This window comes from Paenibacillus tarimensis, assembly GCF_021532315.1.
GTDB classification, from domain to species: domain Bacteria; phylum Bacillota; class Bacilli; order Paenibacillales; family Paenibacillaceae; genus Paenibacillus_I; species Paenibacillus_I tarimensis.
Map to the genome: position 1 here is coordinate 339,781 of NZ_JAKGAO010000012.1, position 18,037 is coordinate 357,817.

16 protein-coding genes are annotated in these 18,037 nt (G+C 52.1%); 2 read left to right on the forward strand and 14 right to left on the reverse strand.

What is annotated here, in order from left to right:
* Window positions 1-31: 31 nt before the first annotated feature.
* From L1N82_RS14750 to L1N82_RS14765, 4 genes are all read right to left on the reverse strand, one after another.
* Window positions 32-796, reverse strand: a complete 765-nt coding sequence (locus L1N82_RS14750; RefSeq protein ID WP_235288201.1) for a class I SAM-dependent methyltransferase — start codon at window positions 794-796, stop codon at window positions 32-34.
* A gap of 233 nt (window positions 797-1,029) precedes the next feature.
* Window positions 1,030-2,721: a glycerol-3-phosphate dehydrogenase/oxidase gene (locus tag L1N82_RS14755; RefSeq protein WP_235288202.1), complete on the reverse strand. Its 1,692-nt coding sequence runs from the start codon at window positions 2,719-2,721 to the stop codon at window positions 1,030-1,032.
* A gap of 197 nt (window positions 2,722-2,918) precedes the next feature.
* The gene (glpK, locus tag L1N82_RS14760) at window positions 2,919-4,412 is read right to left on the reverse strand and encodes a glycerol kinase GlpK (protein WP_235288203.1); all 1,494 of its coding nucleotides are present in this window, start codon (window positions 4,410-4,412) and stop codon (window positions 2,919-2,921) included.
* Between the two features lie 17 nt (window positions 4,413-4,429).
* Window positions 4,430-4,987 (reverse strand): glycerol-3-phosphate responsive antiterminator, encoded by a 558-nt coding sequence (locus L1N82_RS14765; protein ID WP_235288204.1) that lies wholly within the window; start codon window positions 4,985-4,987, stop codon window positions 4,430-4,432.
* A gap of 234 nt (window positions 4,988-5,221) precedes the next feature.
* Here L1N82_RS14765 and L1N82_RS14770 point away from each other — a divergent pair, with 234 nt between their 5' ends.
* Entirely contained in the window at window positions 5,222-6,226 is a 1,005-nt protein-coding gene (locus L1N82_RS14770; protein WP_235288231.1) for a lipoate--protein ligase, read from the forward strand.
* Window positions 6,227-6,409: 183 nt separating this feature from the next.
* Here L1N82_RS14770 and L1N82_RS14775 read toward each other — a convergent pair whose 3' ends face one another.
* The 10 genes from L1N82_RS14775 to L1N82_RS14820 form a co-directional block, all read right to left on the reverse strand.
* Window positions 6,410-7,135 carry a LutC/YkgG family protein gene (locus tag L1N82_RS14775; protein ID WP_235288205.1) on the reverse strand — a complete coding sequence of 242 codons (726 nt, stop codon included), beginning with the start codon at window positions 7,133-7,135 and terminating at the stop codon, window positions 6,410-6,412.
* The gene (locus tag L1N82_RS14780; RefSeq protein ID WP_235288206.1) at window positions 7,119-8,648 is read right to left on the reverse strand and encodes a LutB/LldF family L-lactate oxidation iron-sulfur protein; all 1,530 of its coding nucleotides are present in this window, start codon (window positions 8,646-8,648) and stop codon (window positions 7,119-7,121) included. Before L1N82_RS14780 ends, L1N82_RS14775 begins: the two co-directional genes overlap by 17 nt.
* Window positions 8,645-9,370, reverse strand: coding sequence for a (Fe-S)-binding protein (locus L1N82_RS14785; protein WP_235288207.1), 726 nt, complete (start codon window positions 9,368-9,370; stop codon window positions 8,645-8,647). Before L1N82_RS14785 ends, L1N82_RS14780 begins: the two co-directional genes overlap by 4 nt.
* Before the next feature lie 36 nt (window positions 9,371-9,406).
* A complete protein-coding gene (locus L1N82_RS14790) occupies window positions 9,407-10,165 on the reverse strand; it encodes a DeoR/GlpR family DNA-binding transcription regulator (RefSeq protein ID WP_235288208.1) in 759 nt (252 codons plus the stop codon).
* Window positions 10,166-10,186: 21 nt separating this feature from the next.
* Window positions 10,187-11,659, reverse strand: a complete 1,473-nt coding sequence (locus tag L1N82_RS14795) for a rhamnulokinase (protein WP_235288209.1) — start codon at window positions 11,657-11,659, stop codon at window positions 10,187-10,189.
* Window positions 11,656-12,876, reverse strand: a complete 1,221-nt coding sequence (gene rhaI / locus L1N82_RS14800) for an L-rhamnose isomerase (protein WP_235288210.1) — start codon at window positions 12,874-12,876, stop codon at window positions 11,656-11,658. The genes L1N82_RS14795 and rhaI overlap by 4 nt, the downstream gene beginning before the upstream one ends.
* Before the next feature lie 37 nt (window positions 12,877-12,913).
* Entirely contained in the window at window positions 12,914-13,285 is a 372-nt protein-coding gene (locus L1N82_RS14805; RefSeq protein ID WP_235288211.1) for a sensory rhodopsin transducer, read from the reverse strand.
* Between the two features lie 16 nt (window positions 13,286-13,301).
* Window positions 13,302-15,371, reverse strand: coding sequence for a bifunctional aldolase/short-chain dehydrogenase (locus tag L1N82_RS14810; RefSeq protein ID WP_235288212.1), 2,070 nt, complete (start codon window positions 15,369-15,371; stop codon window positions 13,302-13,304).
* 196 nt (window positions 15,372-15,567) lie between these two features.
* Window positions 15,568-15,912, reverse strand: coding sequence for a hypothetical protein (locus L1N82_RS14815; protein WP_235288213.1), 345 nt, complete (start codon window positions 15,910-15,912; stop codon window positions 15,568-15,570).
* A 3-nt stretch (window positions 15,913-15,915) separates the two neighbouring features.
* Window positions 15,916-16,479 (reverse strand): hypothetical protein, encoded by a 564-nt coding sequence (locus L1N82_RS14820; RefSeq protein WP_235288214.1) that lies wholly within the window; start codon window positions 16,477-16,479, stop codon window positions 15,916-15,918.
* A 208-nt stretch (window positions 16,480-16,687) separates the two neighbouring features.
* Between L1N82_RS14820 and L1N82_RS14825 the strand changes: the two genes are divergently transcribed.
* Window positions 16,688-17,947: an aminotransferase class V-fold PLP-dependent enzyme gene (locus L1N82_RS14825; protein WP_235288215.1), complete on the forward strand. Its 1,260-nt coding sequence runs from the start codon at window positions 16,688-16,690 to the stop codon at window positions 17,945-17,947.
* Window positions 17,948-18,037: the final 90 nt, after the last annotated feature.

The window sequence follows — 18,037 nt, forward strand, 5'->3', positions numbered from 1 at the left end:
ACACCCCTTTTTATTTACAGCTATATTCTTCTTAATCTAGCCTGTAAGGTTTCCTCGCCACAATTAAGAAACGGTGCTCCATACTTTCCACGTAGCCTTGGCGCTCAAGTCTCTCCTGCAGCGAAGTTAGTCTGTCAAAGCATTTCTCGACTGTGAAGCCAGGAAATTCCCATTCAATAATTTTCGCGTAATAGACGAGAGCGCCCACATCACGAAAACGAATGACCGGAAATTGCTCCTCCTGCTGCAAAATTTCAAAGCCTGCTTCGGCTAACTGCCTAATGGCGCCTTCCAGCTTCCATTCATCGTCCACCTTGGCCGCTTCATCGCCCAGCAGGTAAGCTGACAGCTCCCGGTTGTTCCGCCCTCCCACCTGCTGGGTTATGAACATGCCCCCGGGCTTCAGGATTCGCTTCACTTCCTTCGGCGAATAGGCTTCATGCCGGTTCATTACCAGATCAAAGCATCCCGAATCGTACGGCAGCTCCTCATCCTTAACAATGAAGGTGACATCTATCCCATGGGGCGGAAGCCTTCGCTTGCACAGCTCGTAGTTCGGACGATACGCTTCAGTCGCATAAGTGCGGCCGCTGGGCGGATGAAGTGACAGCAGAAACTCGCCGCCGCCTGTTCCCATATCCAGTATCGTCTTATCTGATGAGATCGAGCGCTTTACAATATCTCTGTAATCCCAATGAAGGGGGTCTTCATCAACTCTTCCCTCAAAAAAACTAAAATTCCAGCCCTCAAATATTCTCTCTTCTTCTATCATCCATAGTTTCTTGTATTCTGTCATCCTGTTCGTGCCCCTCTCACAAGTTTCATTCGTGAGAACCGGTACAGTCGAACAAGCCATCCGATAACAAGCACTCAAGCCCGGTACAATCTGTTATCAGATTGCGCTCAACTGCACCGGGCAGTTACCTCGCTGCATCACCATTTATAATCGGCCCCCTGTCAGCATCAACTGTTACCATATTATAGCATCGGCTGTTAGATTGTACAGTACAGACCTGTATTAGGATGGGCTTACAGTATGCCCGCAGCTGCCTCCGCTGTTTCCTCAGAAGGAACTACCGCATCATGCAGCTGCCGTTCCAAATCACAGCGGTATGCCGCTGCACGCTGCTCACTCCAGCCCAGCCTGTCAGCCATGACGGATAAAACAGGGTTCATCCACCGCGTAACATAATCAATATCAAAGAACAGCGTACCAGTACGCCTCATGAAGTAGTCGACCGGTGTAACGGCCATTTCCTCCTCAATTGCATACATCAGCTCGGCATATACATCAACGGGCAGATTGTATTCAGCTGCCTCCTGTGCAAAGCCATTCATTCGCCCGAATATCCAGCCTACATTGCTTCCGTACCTTCTGACCAGACGCTCCGCAGCCTCCTTGCTCAGACCAAGGGAGGTCCCTTCAGCTGTCATCGCCAATACAAACTTATCGAAATCTCCCCATTTTGCAAAGTCTCCGCCGCTTATCGGCAGTGCTGCTGTCACGCATGGACCAAAGGACCCAGCACCTTCGGCGGCGAGCTGAGCCGCGATCCGGTCGGTGACCGTTTCGGCCATCTTCCGGTAGCCGGTTAGCTTGCCTCCGGCAATGGTCAAGAGACCAGAGGGAGAGAGGAAAATTTCATCCTTGCGTGAAACCTCCGACGGTGACTTGCCTTCCTCATAGATGAGCGGACGAAGGCCTGCCCAGCTTGATTCCACATCAGACCCGGTAACACGTACATCCGGAAACATATACCGAATCGACTGCAGTATATAATCACGGTCTGCAGCTGACATCGTTGGATGCGCAATATCGCCGCTATAATCGGTATCCGTTGTTCCGACATATGTCTTGCCGTCCCGTGGTATGGCGAACACCATTCTCTTGTCAGGCGTATCGAAGTATACCGCTTGACGTAGCGGGAACCGAGACTGATCGAAGACCAGATGAACTCCCTTCGTTAAACGGAGAGTCTTACCCTTCTTTGACTTGTCGAGCTCACGGATGGAGTCAACCCAGGGACCAGCTGCATTCACGATTTTCCGGGCCCGGATCGTCAGCGTGTCTCCCTCAATCATATCTCGCGCCTGCAGTCCGCACAGCTTGCCTTCCTCATACAACAGCTTCTCAGCTTTGAGGTAATTGGCCGCACAAGCCCCTCGTTCCACAGCACGCTTCAGAACCTCAATTGTCAGTCTGGCATCATCGGTCCGGTACTCCACATAATCCCCGCCCCCAAGAAGGCCTTCCTGCTTGAGCAGCGGCTCACGGGCAAGTGTCTCCTCACGGCTCAGCATAACGCGTCGTTCCGACCTCTTCACGCCTGCCAGGCGGTCATAGACCATAAGGCCGAGCGAGGTTGTAAACGAGCCGAAGGTCCCCCCCTTATGAAAGGGCAGCAGCATCCGCTCAGGAGTTGTCACATGCTGCCCGTTCCGGTAGACAACCTCACGCTCCTTGCCTACCTCGGCCACCATCTTAACTTCCAACTGCTTTAAGTAACGCAATCCGCCATGAACCAGCTTAGTTGAGCGGCTTGAAGTACCTGCCGCGAAGTCCTGCATCTCAATAAGCGCCGTCTTCATACCCCTTGTTGCAGCATCCAGCGCGATTCCAGCGCCTGTTATCCCGCCTCCAATAATCAGTACATCATACTGCTCATGCTCCAGCTGCTCCAGCACATTCGTTCTTTCCAAGCTTGAGAAACTTCCGTTCATCCCATATTCCCCCCATGTTCTGAATGATGCTGCCTTCCCCGGAAAACAAAAAAAAGAAACCACGAACCCCCTGCCCAAATGTAAATGAAGGGCAAGGCTTCGTGGTCTCTCCTAATCTCCGACCGGTATATTAACTTGTTGTGATAATTATAACACAAGGGGGTTACGGTGCCAACCAGGCCGGACGCCTAATATAGTTACTGGAAGGCGATCGCCGCCTGGATCGCTTTTTTCCATCCGCCGTACAACTGCTGCCTTCGTTCATTCTCCATGGCCGGCTCAAACATCCGCTCCATCCGGTGCTTGCCGCAGATTTCCTCCGTGCTGCTCCAGAAGCCTACTGCAAGCCCGGCCAGATACGCAGCCCCAAGCGCAGTCGTTTCGTTTATGACCGGTCGCTCCACCGGAACACCCAGCAGGTCGCTCTGAAACTGCATCAGAAAATCATTTCGTACGGCTCCCCCGTCCACACGCAGCGTCTGCAGCTCAAGACCGGAATCTTCGATCATCGCCATCAGCACATCCTTACTTTGAAAGGCCAGGGATTCTATAACCGCCCGGATGAAATGCTCCTTAGAGGTCCCCCTGGTAAGTCCGAATACAGCTCCGCGAACGTCACTCTCCCAGTAAGGGGTTCCTAGACCAACAAAAGCAGGGACAACATAAACCCCCTCCGTAGATTCCACCCTTGAAGCGTACATCTCCGTATCGGAAGCCGATCGGATCATGCGCAGCCCGTCACGAAGCCATTGGATCGCTGAGCCTGCCACAAACACACTGCCCTCGAGTGCGTAATGAATACGGCCGCCAAGCCCCCAGGCTATCGTTGTCAGCAGCCCATGCTCGGAACGGATCGGCTTTGACCCCGTATTCATCAGCATGAAGCAGCCAGTACCGTATGTGTTTTTTACAGCACCTTCATCATAGCAAGCCTGGCCGAACAGCGCAGCCTGCTGGTCGCCGGCCATGCCCGCAACCGGAATTCTTTTTCCGAAGAAGTGGTGCTCTACCGTAGTTCCATATACCTCCGAGCTGTTGCGGACCTCCGGCAGCATGGTATGCGGAATGTCAAGCATCTGAAGCAGGTCATCATCCCATCGCAGATCATAAATGTTGTACAGCATCGTGCGTGAGGCATTGGTGTAATCGGTTACATGCACAGCGCCGCCAGTCAGCTTCCAGACCAGCCATGTGTCAATCGTACCAAAGAGGAGATCCCCCTTGCCCGCCCGTTCTCTGGCGCCTTCCACATGATTGAGAATCCACTTAACCTTCGTTCCCGAGAAGTACGGATCAATCAGCAGGCCGGTTTTACTCCGGACCATAGACTCGTGACCTGCCTCCTTGAGCTCTTCACAGATCTCAGCCGTCTGTCTGGACTGCCATACGATCGCATTGTGGATCGGACGGCCTGTATGCCGGTCCCACACCACGGCTGTTTCCCGCTGATTGGTAATGCCAATGGCCGTAATATCTTCAGGGCGGATGTCCCCGTCTGATAGTGCTGCTGCCATAACGCCAAGTGCCGACAGCCAGATATCGTTCGCATTATGCTCAACCCACCCCGGTTGTGGAAAATGCTGCTTGATCTCCTGCTGCGCGCTGCTGACAATGGCGCCGTCATGATTAAATATGATTGCTCTTGTACTCGTTGTACCCTGGTCCAACGCCAGAACATAGCCCTGCTTCATAAGCAAGCTCCCCTATCTTAGGAAAATTGATGGTTCCACAGACCAAAATTTGAGGAGGTTACAGCCGAGGCGCCTGCTTGAAGCGCCTGCGTTACATCCTCTGCCGACCGGATAAGCCCGCCGGCAATAATTGGAATACCTGTACGCTCCAGCACCTCAGCAATGATATGAGGGATAACGCCGGGCAGAACTTCAATGAAATCCGGCCGAGTACGTTCAAGAAGAACATAGCTTTTTTCCAGTGCATTCGTATCCAGCAGGAACAGACGCTGAATGGCGAGCAAGCCGTTCTGTTTAGTCTTGGTTATAACCCCGCTGCGTGTCGAAATAATTCCTTCAGGCTTAATGACCTGGCAGAGATATTCCGCCGCATATTCATCATTCTTCAGACCTTCAATAAGATCGGCATGCAGGAGCACCTTTTTGCCATTTGCTTTGGCAAGACCGACAAGCGAGGATAGCTGACTGATATGGCAATCCAGCAAAATGATATACGTATGGGTCAGCTTCATAAGCTTCTCAAAATCCTTCACCTTGCGTACGGCCGGCAGCACCGGCTGACCTTCAAATGCCATGCGATTGCCTCCCTTCCGTCCTCCTGGATTACCCTAAGGGTATAATGATAAAACTAGGTTTCATTATAGAAAAGCGCTATCATAATCGTCAAGCAGACCTTGCGGCTCGGATTCCCTGCGTAAAATCTAGCAGCTGACATTAAGATCAGCAGCTGTTCATCTAAACCTCATTTGACTTTCCAAGGCTGTCCTGCTGTAATGAAAGCAATATCTCATTTTCTGGAGGATGAACCTATGCTGTTTATCGATAACAAAGGGATTACCGATCCCTCAATCAATCTCGCACTGGAGGAATATGCACTTCGCAATCTGCCGATGCCGGAGAGCTATCTGCTGTTCTATGTGAATGAGCCATCCATTATTATCGGCAAAAATCAAAATACCGTGGAAGAAATTAACACGGATTATGTGCATGACCAAGGAATTCATGTTGTCCGCCGGCTGTCAGGAGGGGGTGCAGTATATCATGACCTTGGCAACCTGAATTTCAGCTTTATTACCAATGATGACGGAGAGTCCTTTCACAACTTCGCCAAATTTACCAAGCCCGTCATCGATGCTCTCCAGAAGCTGGGCGTAGAAGCTGAGCTGACCGGACGCAATGACATTCAGGTCGGAGAGCGGAAAATATCCGGAAATGCCCAATTTGCCAGCAAAGGCCGGATGTTCAGCCACGGCACGCTGCTGTTCGACTCTGCCATGGAGCATGTTGCTTCCGCGCTGCGCGTCAAACCCATCAAGATTGAATCCAAAGGCACCAAGTCGGTTCGGGGACGGGTGGCGAATATTTCGGAGTTTCTGGAGACTAAGATTTCGTTGGAGGAATTTCGCAGCATGCTGCTGAGGGAGCTGTTCCAGTGCGAGCCGGAAGCGGTTCCCCGGTACCCCCTGACAGATGCGGACTGGCAGGCTGTCGAACAGCTTGCGGAGGAACGTTACCGGAACTGGGAATGGAATTACGGCCGGTCGCCTAAATTTAATCTGGAGAGAGCACGTAAGTTCACCTCCGGCATTATTGATGTCCGTCTTTATGTGGAGAATGGTCATATCGAGGGCATCAAGCTTTATGGTGACTTTTTCGGTGTCCGGGATGTAGCCGATCTCGAGCTTCTGCTGACCGGAATCAGGTACGAGGAAGCTGCAATTAGGCAGGCAATCGCCGATGTTGATCTGCACAGCTTCTTCGGCAGACTTACACATGATGAATTCGCAGCGCTTCTTATGCTGAGGGATGAATAAGATATACTTTGCAGCTATGCGTGCAGTTATTATACTAACCGAGGGCTACTCAAGAGGCTATCGAGCATGTTCTCTTTATAGCCAAACGGCAAGAATTTGCACAATTCGTTAAATATAAAAGCGGGATTTGTGGTCATACCCACGAAACCCGCTTTTTCTGTAATCCTTCACGCAGCCCGGATTTTACCCAACCAGCAGGGCATAGACAATGCCCGGACCATGTACGCCTATCGTCAGATCATTCTCAATATCCGCCGAGCGGCTGGGCCCGGAAATGAAATGAATGCCTGCCGGAAGCTCTTCCCGGCCTCTATCATCAAATTGAATGAGGATCTCGCCAAGCCGCGTTTTCAGCCGCTCTAGAGGGATAACTGCAATCAGAACCGTCGGCAGCAGGCTGACTGATCGTCCCTTATGAGCAGCTGACAGCACCGTAATAGAGCCTGTATAAGCTGCTGCATAGTCTGCCATAACGATGCCGATATCTGCTTCGGCGGCACGCACCTTCCAATTTTCAGAAGGGTCGCTGTTCCATACACTCAGATGTGCTTCAGGCAGCGCCTCTTCTAAGCCCAGGCAGTCAAGCTCACTCTCTTGCTGACGGACAATATAGCGGGCATCCATTTCGCCGGCCAGTTTCACAACAAAGGATTTAACATCGGCCAGATTATTCAATCTCTCCACATTGCCGCCAGCTGCCTGAAAATGCTCGGTAAAGCGTTCAATCCGCTCTTCAAGCGGCCACTGGAACGTTCGCCAGAAGTCAGGGGCGCCGCGAAACGGATGGGCAGGCGGCTCCGTTACCCGGCTCCGCCCAAGCTTTTTCGCAATACCCGTCATGAAGGATTCCTGTTTTGCCTTCGACTGCGCTTCAAGCTGCTCCAGCCACTCCTTATGCGTGTCCGCCATGTCCTCCGCCTCCCTTCTCACGTTCCCGGACAAGCTGTTCCATTCGGCTGCGTGTCTCGGCGCTCATGGGCGCTGCTTCTGCCTGAACCTCGCCGCTCAATGTCTTCCACCTCTCGCGGAATGATTTCTTCGGCAGGCTTGGGGTCACGCGGTAGCTGTTCCAGCCCTTAAGCGGTCCTGCCTTGATCCGGATGCCGCCGTTACGGACAACAAGCTTCTGGCCCAGCTGTCCCAGCTTGATGGCGCCCTTGAACCAGGTGGCCTTCCCCGCAACAGCGGCAAAGCCCTTCATCCCCGCCGATTCCATACGGTTGCCATGCCCGGATTCTACCTTCCGTCGTCTTAAATAAACAAGCATGTCATGAAGCGGAATCTTCACCGGGCAAGCCTCGTAGCAGGCTCCGCACAGGCTGGATGCATTCGCTATGTCATCCCACTCCGCCACATTCTTCTGCAGGGCTGGTGTCAATACCGCTCCAATTGGTCCGCTGTAGGTGCCGCCATAGGCATGGCCGCCAATATGACGGTATACCGGGCAGGCATTCAGGCAGGCGCCGCAGCGTATGCAGTTGAGCAGCTCCTGGAATTCCGGATCGCCAAGCTGCAGCGAACGTCCGTTATCGACAATGATGATATGCATTTCTTCCGGGCCGTCCTGATCCGCTTCCCTCTTCGGACCGGTGATTCCCGACATGTAGACCGTTAGCTTCTGGCCCGTAGCTGAGCGCGGCAGCAGTGTCGCCATGACCTCCAGATCCTCCCAGGAAGGAATAATCCTCTCCATTCCCATGAGCGTAATCTGTGTCTTTGGTACCGTTGTCACCATACGCGCGTTACCTTCATTTTCGAAGAGCACCATAGATCCGGTCTCCGCTATCGCGAAGTTGCAGCCGGTCATGCCAATATCCGCCTCCAGGAACTTCTCGCGCAGCTTCTTGCGCACATAACCCGCCAGTATGGTTGTGTCCGGCAGCAGCTCTTCGCCAGCGTCCTCCGATAACAGCTCGGCAATCTGATAACGATTCTTGTGTATGGCCGGAATAATGATATGTGACGGAGCTTCTCCGGCCAGCTGAATAATGTATTCGCCAAGATCTGTCTCAATCGCCTCTACCCCAATGGAATCAAGTGCGGCATTGAGATGCAGCTCCTCCGTCACCATTGACTTGGACTTTACCACGGTCTTCGCCCGCTTGCGCTCCGCAATCGCCAAAGACAGTTTTACCGCTTCTGCATCCGTCTCGGCAAAATGAACATGCACGCCGTTTGCGCGTGCATTATCTGCGAACAGATTTAAATAATAATCCAGATGTGCGATCGTATGCAGCCGGATTTGCCTGCCCCGCTCGCGCCACTCATCCCAGTTGCCGTGCTCGGCCGCAGCCTTCTGCTTGCCGCCCCGCAGCCGCTCTGTTGTAAACCGGACCGCCTTGCGCAGGAAATCGTCGTTCAGCGCCAGATCAGCCCGTTCCTTAACGGTACCCGGCCGTCCGGCTGCCTTGCCAGCGCTCATCGGCTCACCCCCTCGTACAGCAGCTCCGCCAGATGCATGACTCTAACGGGTTCGTTACGGTACCTGAGATGACCGGCAATATTCATGAGGCACGCCATATCTAGACCAACCAGTACTTCCGCATCCGTCTCGAGAACATGATCCGCTTTTTCTGCGACCATCGCACCCGAAATATCAGCCATCTTGACTGCGAAGGTGCCGCCGAACCCGCAGCAGTCCTCGGCAAACGGAAGCGGTACAAGCTCCATCTCCCTCACATGCCGCATCAGCTCCATGGGCTCGGCCTTTACGCCAAGCAGACGGCTGCCATGACATGATGGGTGATAAGTCACCTTGTGCGGGAACACTGCTCCGACATCCGTAACTCCCAGCACATGAACCAGAAATTGTGTAAACTCATAAGACTTACGCTTCAGCCTCTCCGCTCTGTCCAGCCATTCGGGCTCCTTCTCAAATAACTTGGGATAATGATGAATCATACCGGTACATGAGCCGGACGGAGATATGACAAAATCGCTGTCTTCAAATGCATGTAGAATCGTCTTCGCTGTCTCACGCGCTTCCTTCCAGTACCCGCTGTTGTAAGCCGGCTGGCCGCAGCAGGTCTGTACATCCGGAAAATCAAGTGTAACCCCGTATTTCGCCAGCAGCCGGACCATCGCTTCTCCGACTCTGGGATATATGGCATCACTTAGACACGTTATAAACAAGGATACCTTCATCCTGCATCTCTCCCATGATTTAAAAAGGCCAGTAAATTATGTCGTCTTCACATGTATCGAGCGCTTCCTGAGAATATTGCAGGCTTCCTCGTCCGCGCCGCTGTCGGTAATGACGGTATTCACCTGTGATAAATCCGCAACATGGGTGAAAGCCTGCACGCCAAATTTACTTGAGTCTACAAGCAGAAATACCTTATCCGCCATCCCAAACATTTTCTGCTTCACCCTTGCCTGCAGTTCATTCGATTCACTTACACCGCGCTCCAGATGGACTCCCTTGCAGGAAAGGAATGCTTTGTCCACGTGATACGCGTCGAGCGAGCGTTCCGCCAACGGACCGATAAAGGACAGTGAACGCTGGGCGAGAATGCCGCCTGTCGATATGACCTCAATCTTCTCCTTGCCGCTCAGCTCCATCGCTACCTTAATCGAATTGGTCAGCACCGTAAGCGGCAGATCCGGCATAATAGAAGCCATATACCAGGCCGTTGAGCTGGCATCCAGCAGGATGCGCTCGCGAGGCTCAATCTGCCGGATCGCTTCCTCCGCGATTCGCCGCTTCTCTTCCGCATGGGTTATTTCCCGTTCGAAATAAGGGATTTCCGGCTGCTGATCCTTGACACTGACGGCTCCGCCATGTGAACGCCTCAGTTTGCCGGCCTGCTCGAGACGGTCCAGATCCCGCCGGATCGTCTCCTCCGTCACCTGACACAATTCACTTAGCTCGGAAACCCTGATGCTTCCCCTGTCATTTACCAGCTGTACAATTAATTCGTATCGTTCTGCGACCAGCATGCCGCTTCCCTCATTTCCTCATTATGTTGGCAGGCTGGCGAGCAGCAGAAACCGGCCATAGGCCTCCTCCCACCGCTCCCGGTCAAACGGCTCGTATACGCCGACCGGGAACGAGTCACGGATGACCCGCCGGGCTTCCTGCAGATCGGCGAAATCTCCGCTGGCGATCCACTGGACAGCCAGATTGCCGATCGCACTCCCCTCAGCAGGACCAGTCCATACCGGTTTGCCGATTGCATCTGCCGTCCACTGGCACAGCAGCTCATTTTGAATGCCGCCTCCCACCATATGCAGCCCTTCAAAACGCTGACCAGACAGCTGTTCCGTCCATTCCAGCACATAACGGTATTTTAAAGCCAAGCTTTCCAAAATACAACGAACAAACTCACCCGCCTGCTCAGGCTGTCGTTGTCCCGTACGCCTGCAGTACGCCTGAATCCTTGGACACATGTCACCAGCGTGCAGGAACAGCGGATCATCCGGATCAATAAGCGATGTCAACCGGTCCGCATCCTTAGCAAGCGCCACCAGCTCGGGGAATGTATAGTTCACGCCTTGGCGTTCCCATTCCCGCTTCATCTCCTGCAGGATCCACAGCCCCATAATATTCTTGAGCAGCCGGTAGGTATGATTAACGCCGCCTTCATTCGTAAAATTAAGGCGCAGCGCCTGCTCGGTCATAACCGGCTTCGTTACCTCCGTACCCATAAGCGACCAGGTTCCGCAGCTTAAGTAGGCAAAGCCCGGACCCGGTGCCGGCACAGCCGCTACCGCTGAGCCTGTATCGTGCTCGGCTGCCGTTATGACAGGGACAGGGTCAATCCCGAGCTCCCGGCAGAGAGACGGCTGCAGCTGTCCGGCTGCGGTGCCAGGGTGTACTACAGGACCAAAGAGCTTCTCTGGGATTCCGATTGCCGCGAGCAGGTCACCATCCCACCCACCTTGGAGCGGGTTATAGAGCTGAGTTGTGGTGGCATTCGTAAATTCGTTGACCATTTCACCAGTCAGATAATAGCGAAGCAGGTCAGGGATCATGAGAAAACGGTCCGCATTCTGCAGCAGCGGGCTATCCGCTTCCTTCAGAGCCGCCAGCTGATAGATCGTATTGAAAGGGAGAAACTGAATGCCGGTACGCGCGAATATATCCCCCTGCGATACCTTGGCAAAAACCTTATCCATCATGCCATCCGTATAGTGGTCCCGATAATGACAGGGATTTCCTAGCAGCTCGCCGTTTTTCGCGAGAAGTCCAAAATCAACCGCCCACGAATCAATCGCCAGGCTCTGCGGCTGCTCTCCCTTATGCTTCGCCTTCAATAATCCCTGCTTCAGCTCATGCAGAAGCCGGAGGATATCCCAGTGCAGGCGGCTGCCCGCTTGTACCGGGTCGTTCGGGAAGCGGTGAATTTCCTCCACTTCGATCTTGCGGTCCGTCAAGCGGCCGAGCAGCGCCCTGCCGCTGCTCGCACCCAGATCATAAGCGAGTATTGTCACCAGCTGGCACCGCCCTTGCCTCTGGCGAGTATATCCTGGCCATAGCTGCTCGACAGGTATACCCGCATGGGATCAACCGGAAACCCTTGTTCCTCGCGGAAAGCATGCAGCAGCGGGGTAACATCAAATTCAAATGCACGGCGAACAGCATCCTCTGCTCCCAGCACATCATGCTTCTCCTGCGCCTCCGCGATTTCCTCATGATTGATGAGCAGCGCTTTGGCAAACTGGGTCTGCGCGTTAAGAACGGAGCGGATCATGGCCGGTATTTTCTGCTCAATGTTGTGCGACTGGTCGATCATATAGGCAATATTGTTTACCGTACTGCGAATGGCAACATCCTCATCGCGGGCTGCGCTTAGAATCTGATAGAAGATAAGGAACAGCTCATACGGATTGGTTGTGCCTACAATTAAGTCATCGTCAGCATACTTGCGTGCGTTAAAGTGAAAGCCTCCCAGCTTCCCTTCATCAATGAGGTATGCGACAATATGCTCCACATTCGTGCCCGGCGCATGATGTCCTGTATCCACTAGTACCTGGGCCTGCGGGCCAAGCTTACGTGCATAGTTATAGGCCATGCCCCAATCAGCCAGATCCGTATGGTAGAATGCAGGCTCGAAGAACTTGTACTCGATGAGCATACGCATCTCAGGTGTAAGCGCTTTATAGAGTTCGCTTAATGCTTCATGCATCCATGCTTTGCGCTTGCGGATATCTCCCTGTCCCGGATAATTGGTTCCATCCGCAAACCAGAGGCTGATATCTCTAGAGCCGGTTTCTTTTGCAATATCCACACATTCGATCAGATGGTCCGTCGCTTTGCGCCGGATCGCCGGGTCAGTGTTAGTGACACTGCCCAACATATAATCGTCCTCCTGAAAGAGGTTCGGGTTGACCGCGCCGATCTTCAGGCCTTGATTTTCCGCATGACTGCGCAGCTTGCCATAATCGTCCACTTTATCCCAAGGGATATGAATCGCCACTGATGGGCACAGTCCTGTGACACGGTGCACCTGCGCGGCATCATCCAGCTTTTCGTAAGGTGTGCGCGGAACGCCCGTCTTCTGGAACACTTTAAATCTGGTGCCGGAATCACCATAGCCCCAGGAAGGCGTCTCAATCTGGAATGCTTTCAGTTGCTCTTTGACCTGATTCAGATCGATGCCTCTAGCTCTCTGCTGCTCTTCAAACAGTGAATATGCGCGATCGGACATATATAACACCTCTTTGTAGTGTGTTGGATGTTGGTCCTTAACGGACAGGGTACGCCATGACCGACATAAGGGCATTTTCCGCCTGCGTGGAATCAAGACGGCTGTACTGCACAATCACATCAATATCGCTCTTGACCTCTATAGCATAGGGAACGCCGACAGGTATCGGCATTCCCTCCTTCATCAGCGAGCTGGTACGGATATGCTTCGTGCGCCGTCCGGGTACGACGACCAGAATGTCCTCCATTGGCTCCCGGTCTTCAAAAAATATGGTAAAACGAAGCAGTGCCTCTTCGGATGAGCAGTTCAGCACACAAACCGATTCATGACTCGTCAGTTCGCCTGAACTGTGCTCCGGAATATATCCGTCCGGAATTACCCAATGCTTTTCCCCTTTGGCCTGAAACATCGCACAAGCCTCCTTCTTAACGAGTGAATGCCGCTGGAACGCCGCCGTCAATCGTCAGCATGCAGCCGGTTGTCTTATCCGCCTTAGAGGATGCAAAAAATGCGATCCCTTCTGCAATATCTCTCGGATAGATGTTCACCAGCAGTGTTGTACGCTTGCGGTAATACTCCTCCAGCTGATCCGGTTCAATGCCGTAAGCTGCGGCACGCTCGTTCCGCCAGCTGGAATTCCAGATTGCCGATCCCTGCAGAATGGCATCAGGTAATACAGTGTTAACACGGATGCCAAACTCGCCGCCTTCGGCTGCAATACAGCGTGCCAGATGGGCCTCCAGTGCTTTCGCCGAGCTGTAAGCCGATGCATTCTTACCGGCGTATACGGAGTTCTTGGAGCCGATGAACACCATGTTGCCGCCAATCGCCTGCTCCTTCATGAGCTTGAACGCTTCACGGGCAACCAGGAAATAACCGGTCCCCAGCACATTAATATTCAGATTCCATTCCTTCAGGGATGTTTCATCGAAAGGACTGGATGTAGCAAGCCCCGCATTGTTGACAATGATATCAACGCCGCCATACGTAAGCGAGGTTTCCTTATAAGCTGCCGCTACTTCCTCTTCCTTCGTCACATCCATCTTGACTGCGATCGCCCGGTTGCCGCCATAAGCCTCATTAATTTCATCCGCAACCTTCTGTGCACCTTCCAGGTTCAAGTCGGCAAGTACAACGTGAGCGCCTTCGGACACCAGCCTGCGTGCGGTTTCACTTCCGATGCCGCCGGCTCCGCCGGTAATAAAGGCTACCTTCCGGGAGAACTCCACCTCAGCAGGCGCAAGTGACAGCTTATACAGCTCAAGCGGCCAGTATTCGACATTATAGGACTCGTTTTCGCTTAAGGAAACGAACTGCCCCAGAGCCGTTGCTCCGCGCATAACCGCAATCGCCCGATGATATAAAGCACCGCTTACCTTGGACATCGACCAGCTCTTGCCGGTATTGATCATGCCGACACCTGGGATCAGAATAACACGTGGTGCGGCTTCGAACATGACATCGCCCTCATGCTTGTTTCGCTCAAAATATGCTTTGTATTCTTCTTTATAAGCTGCAATACTCTCTTTTAGCTTCGCCTTCAGCCCTTCGACATCCTCCTCTGACGGCTTCCAATCCACAAACAGAGGCACTACCTTCGTATGAACGAGATGATCCGGGCAAGCTGCCCCCACCTGCGAGAGCTTCGGGCTGTCGTGACCACCCACAAACTGCAGCACATCCGCTTCATCATCGAAGGTCAGGATCATTTTCTTCGCATCGCTGACTGCACCACGGATCGTCGGCATTACTGCAGCTGCTATGCTCCGACGGACCTCAGCAGGAAGTGCTGCGTGCTTCTCACCGCCGAACAGCTTCTCATGGTTTACTCTCGCTTCAATATAAGCTTCTGCTTCATTAATGATCTCAATAGTCTTCGCATAGCAGGCTTCCGATGTCTCGCCCCATGTAACAAGACCGTGCTTCTCCATCAGGACAAGCTCCGCTTTCGGATTATCCAGCACGCCTTGTGCGATCATCTTCGACAGCGTAAAACCAGGACGCACATAAGGGACCCATACAAACCGGTCTCCATAAATTTCTCTTGCAACCTCTCTTCCGTTGTCCGCGCAGCACAGACTGATAATCGCATCCGGATGTGTGTGATCCACGTGTTTGAACGGAAGGAAGGCATGCAGCAGCGTCTCGATTGAGGCACGAGGGTGCTTGGCATCAATCATACAGTTCGCCAGATACGCAACCATGTCTTCATCCGGCATTTCATCACGCTCGAACAGAGGACGGATATCCTCCATTCGCAGACCTGTGAAATTGCCTGCCTTCATCGTAGCCAAGTCCGAGCCGCTGCCTTTTACAAACATCACTTCTACATCACGGCCGCGAAAATCCTTCACAACCGTCTTGCTGGAAGTATTGCCGCCGCCCCAGTTACAGACCCTCCGATCTGTGCCAATCAGGTTGGAACGATAGACAAGCTCTTCCAAGCCGCCTTGCAATGATGACGCTTTCGAAGAATCCCATAAGCTTTGAACCATTGTCTGTACCTCCGGACGTTATTAGTTTTCAATTCTATTTGCTGAGGCCATTATAGCATCTTTGTTTGTGTTTGAGTATACCTATTTCAAAATAAAACAGACATAAACAAAAAAATATTTAGGCAAAACTTTTACATATAAACAAAACAAGACGACCATCCCCAATAGGGACCAGTCGTCCGTTAACACTTCTGTTCTACACTGAATCAATTGAATAGGCAGCCCGCTCTGTAATGAGGATCATTTGATGGTCACTAACTTCTGCCGCGGACAAGCCTTCAACCGGTATCTCGAATATAGGCTGCGGTAGCTCAGCGGGCTGACGATTATTAATGATCTCACCATAGCCGTACAGCATCAAAGCTAAGCCGTCCGTATAATCATCCACGGTATGAGAATCTCTATAGCCAATATGCTCGACATTCATCCTGATTTGATCGACGTCACCCTGCTCCCGTTTAATAATCCGGATCGGCCTGTGTGTGTGCTCCTCAAACCATTTGGAAACCGTCTCAAGCAGCTCATCTGGTTGTCTGTCCATAGCTTACGAACGACCGCCTTGTTTTGTACGGCCCGACCTTGTCGTATTCGCAGTCTGATAGAGATCGGTTGTGCCATTAACCCCATAACCATAGATACCGGACCGGTTCCGGTCCACATGAGTCATATCGTGCTGTATGGTCCCCTTATTTCCAGCTCTATTATGTTCTGCATGCTGTGCCTGAACACCAGCGCCACCTGTTCCACTGTTATTAGCCTGCGGGTTGGTGATTCGGCCGCCACGCTCGTTCATGCCCATTGTGCCAAATCCACCCGTCCCTAGTCCTGTACCATTCATGTCACGATCAACTTGATCACTATTGATGCCAGAGCGTGTCTGTCCTTGCTGAGCATTTGTCTGATTCCCAGCTCTGTTGGCCTGTAATGAGTCCCTCGTACGAGTGTACCCGACGCCGCCTTGCATCCGGTTGACTCCCTGCTGCTGAATTCGGCCGGTTCCTTGCGTTGTCATTCCGTTGTTTCCATTATTTCCGTTCGTTCCGCACCCCGTTAACAATACGCCAGAAAGCCCAGCTGCGACAGCTAATGACACTGCAGTTTTCATCATTGTTTATGGCCTCCCTTTTACAATATACCGTTTGATCGTCCATTACTCTGTCTTACTATCCCTACAATACCCGAATGCTAAAGCATGAAGTTGTTGGAAATGCTAGCAAACTGCTGATGTGAATGAGGATATCGGTAAGCAGGGAATAGTACATGGTATCGATATTTGAGTTTGATTGCGGTTAAGATTAGAAAGGAAGTGCATGCTCATGCTCATGAGGACGTCGACGATCTCACCTTCAACCGTGGAATCGGCGGTGGTGCATCAGACCGATTGGGAGGCTATACGAAGGCAGTTTCGCTTATCACCGGATTATATTCATCTGGCTTCTTCACAATTTATTGCCTCTCATCCGGAACCCGTACGACTTGCCATTGAAGCATACCGCAACGAGATTGATTTGAACCCCGTTCAATATACGTTGGCTAATGAGAATAAAAGAGCACAGCGAGTCCGAGATGCAGCTGCAGATTATTTAGGTATTCTTAACCCCGACCAGATCGCATTAACAGACAGCACAACAATGGGCTTAGGCCTCTTATACATGGGACTCACCCTGACGAAGGATCAGGAAATTGTTGCTCCAGAGGATGACTACTATTCTCATCTGGAAGCAATTCGTATGTGCGCACGCCGTACTGGTGCAAGCTACCGTCATTTCAAGCTGTACAATGATCTAAATACGGTTACTGTTGAGAGTCTTGTCACTACAGTAATTGAAACTATCACGGATAAGACCAGAGTAGTCGGGTTAAGCTGGGTTCATTCCAATACTGGTATCAAGCTGCCTATTCGCCGGATTGGGGAAGAAATTGCGGAGCTGAACAAAAACCGGGATGAGAAGACAAAGGTTATTTTCATAGTTGACGGGGTCCATGGATTCGGCGTTGAGACAGAGACCTTTGATGAGCTAAACTGTGATTTCCTGGTAACAGGTACTCATAAGTGGTTATATGGACCAAGGGGAACAGGCATCATTGCTGGACGCGATGACTCTTGGCAGCTTATTGATCCTGTCATTCCAACCTTTACGGAAGTAATGGATGATGTAATTCAGCATAAGCATCGGCCTGAACGAATGGACGGCAAACAGATGACTCCCGGCGGCTTCCACTCGCTAGAGCACAGATGGGCTCTAACGGATGCCTTCAAATTTGTAAAATCGATTGGCAAAGAACAAATAAAAGAACGTATCCATTCGCTGAACCGTTACTGCAAAGAACGCCTGCATCGTATGGATCATGTTACTCTTCACACCCCCATAAGTGAGCTCTTGTCAGCCGGAATTATTGCATTCGAGGTTGACGGGTATTCAACCAAACAAACAGTAGCTCACCTGTTAAGCCATCGCATCGTCTGTACTGCTGCGCCATACTTTCTCAGCTACGCCAGGTTTACGCCGGGTATCTATAATACGTTTGAAGAAATCGATGAAGCACTTCGCGTAATAGCAGATATGAAAGAATAAAAAGAGCGTCTGTCCGAGTTACCGGACAGACGCTCTTACGTATAGATTACACCCTGAAAACCGGATGCGAATGAAGTGTTAGAACTTAGC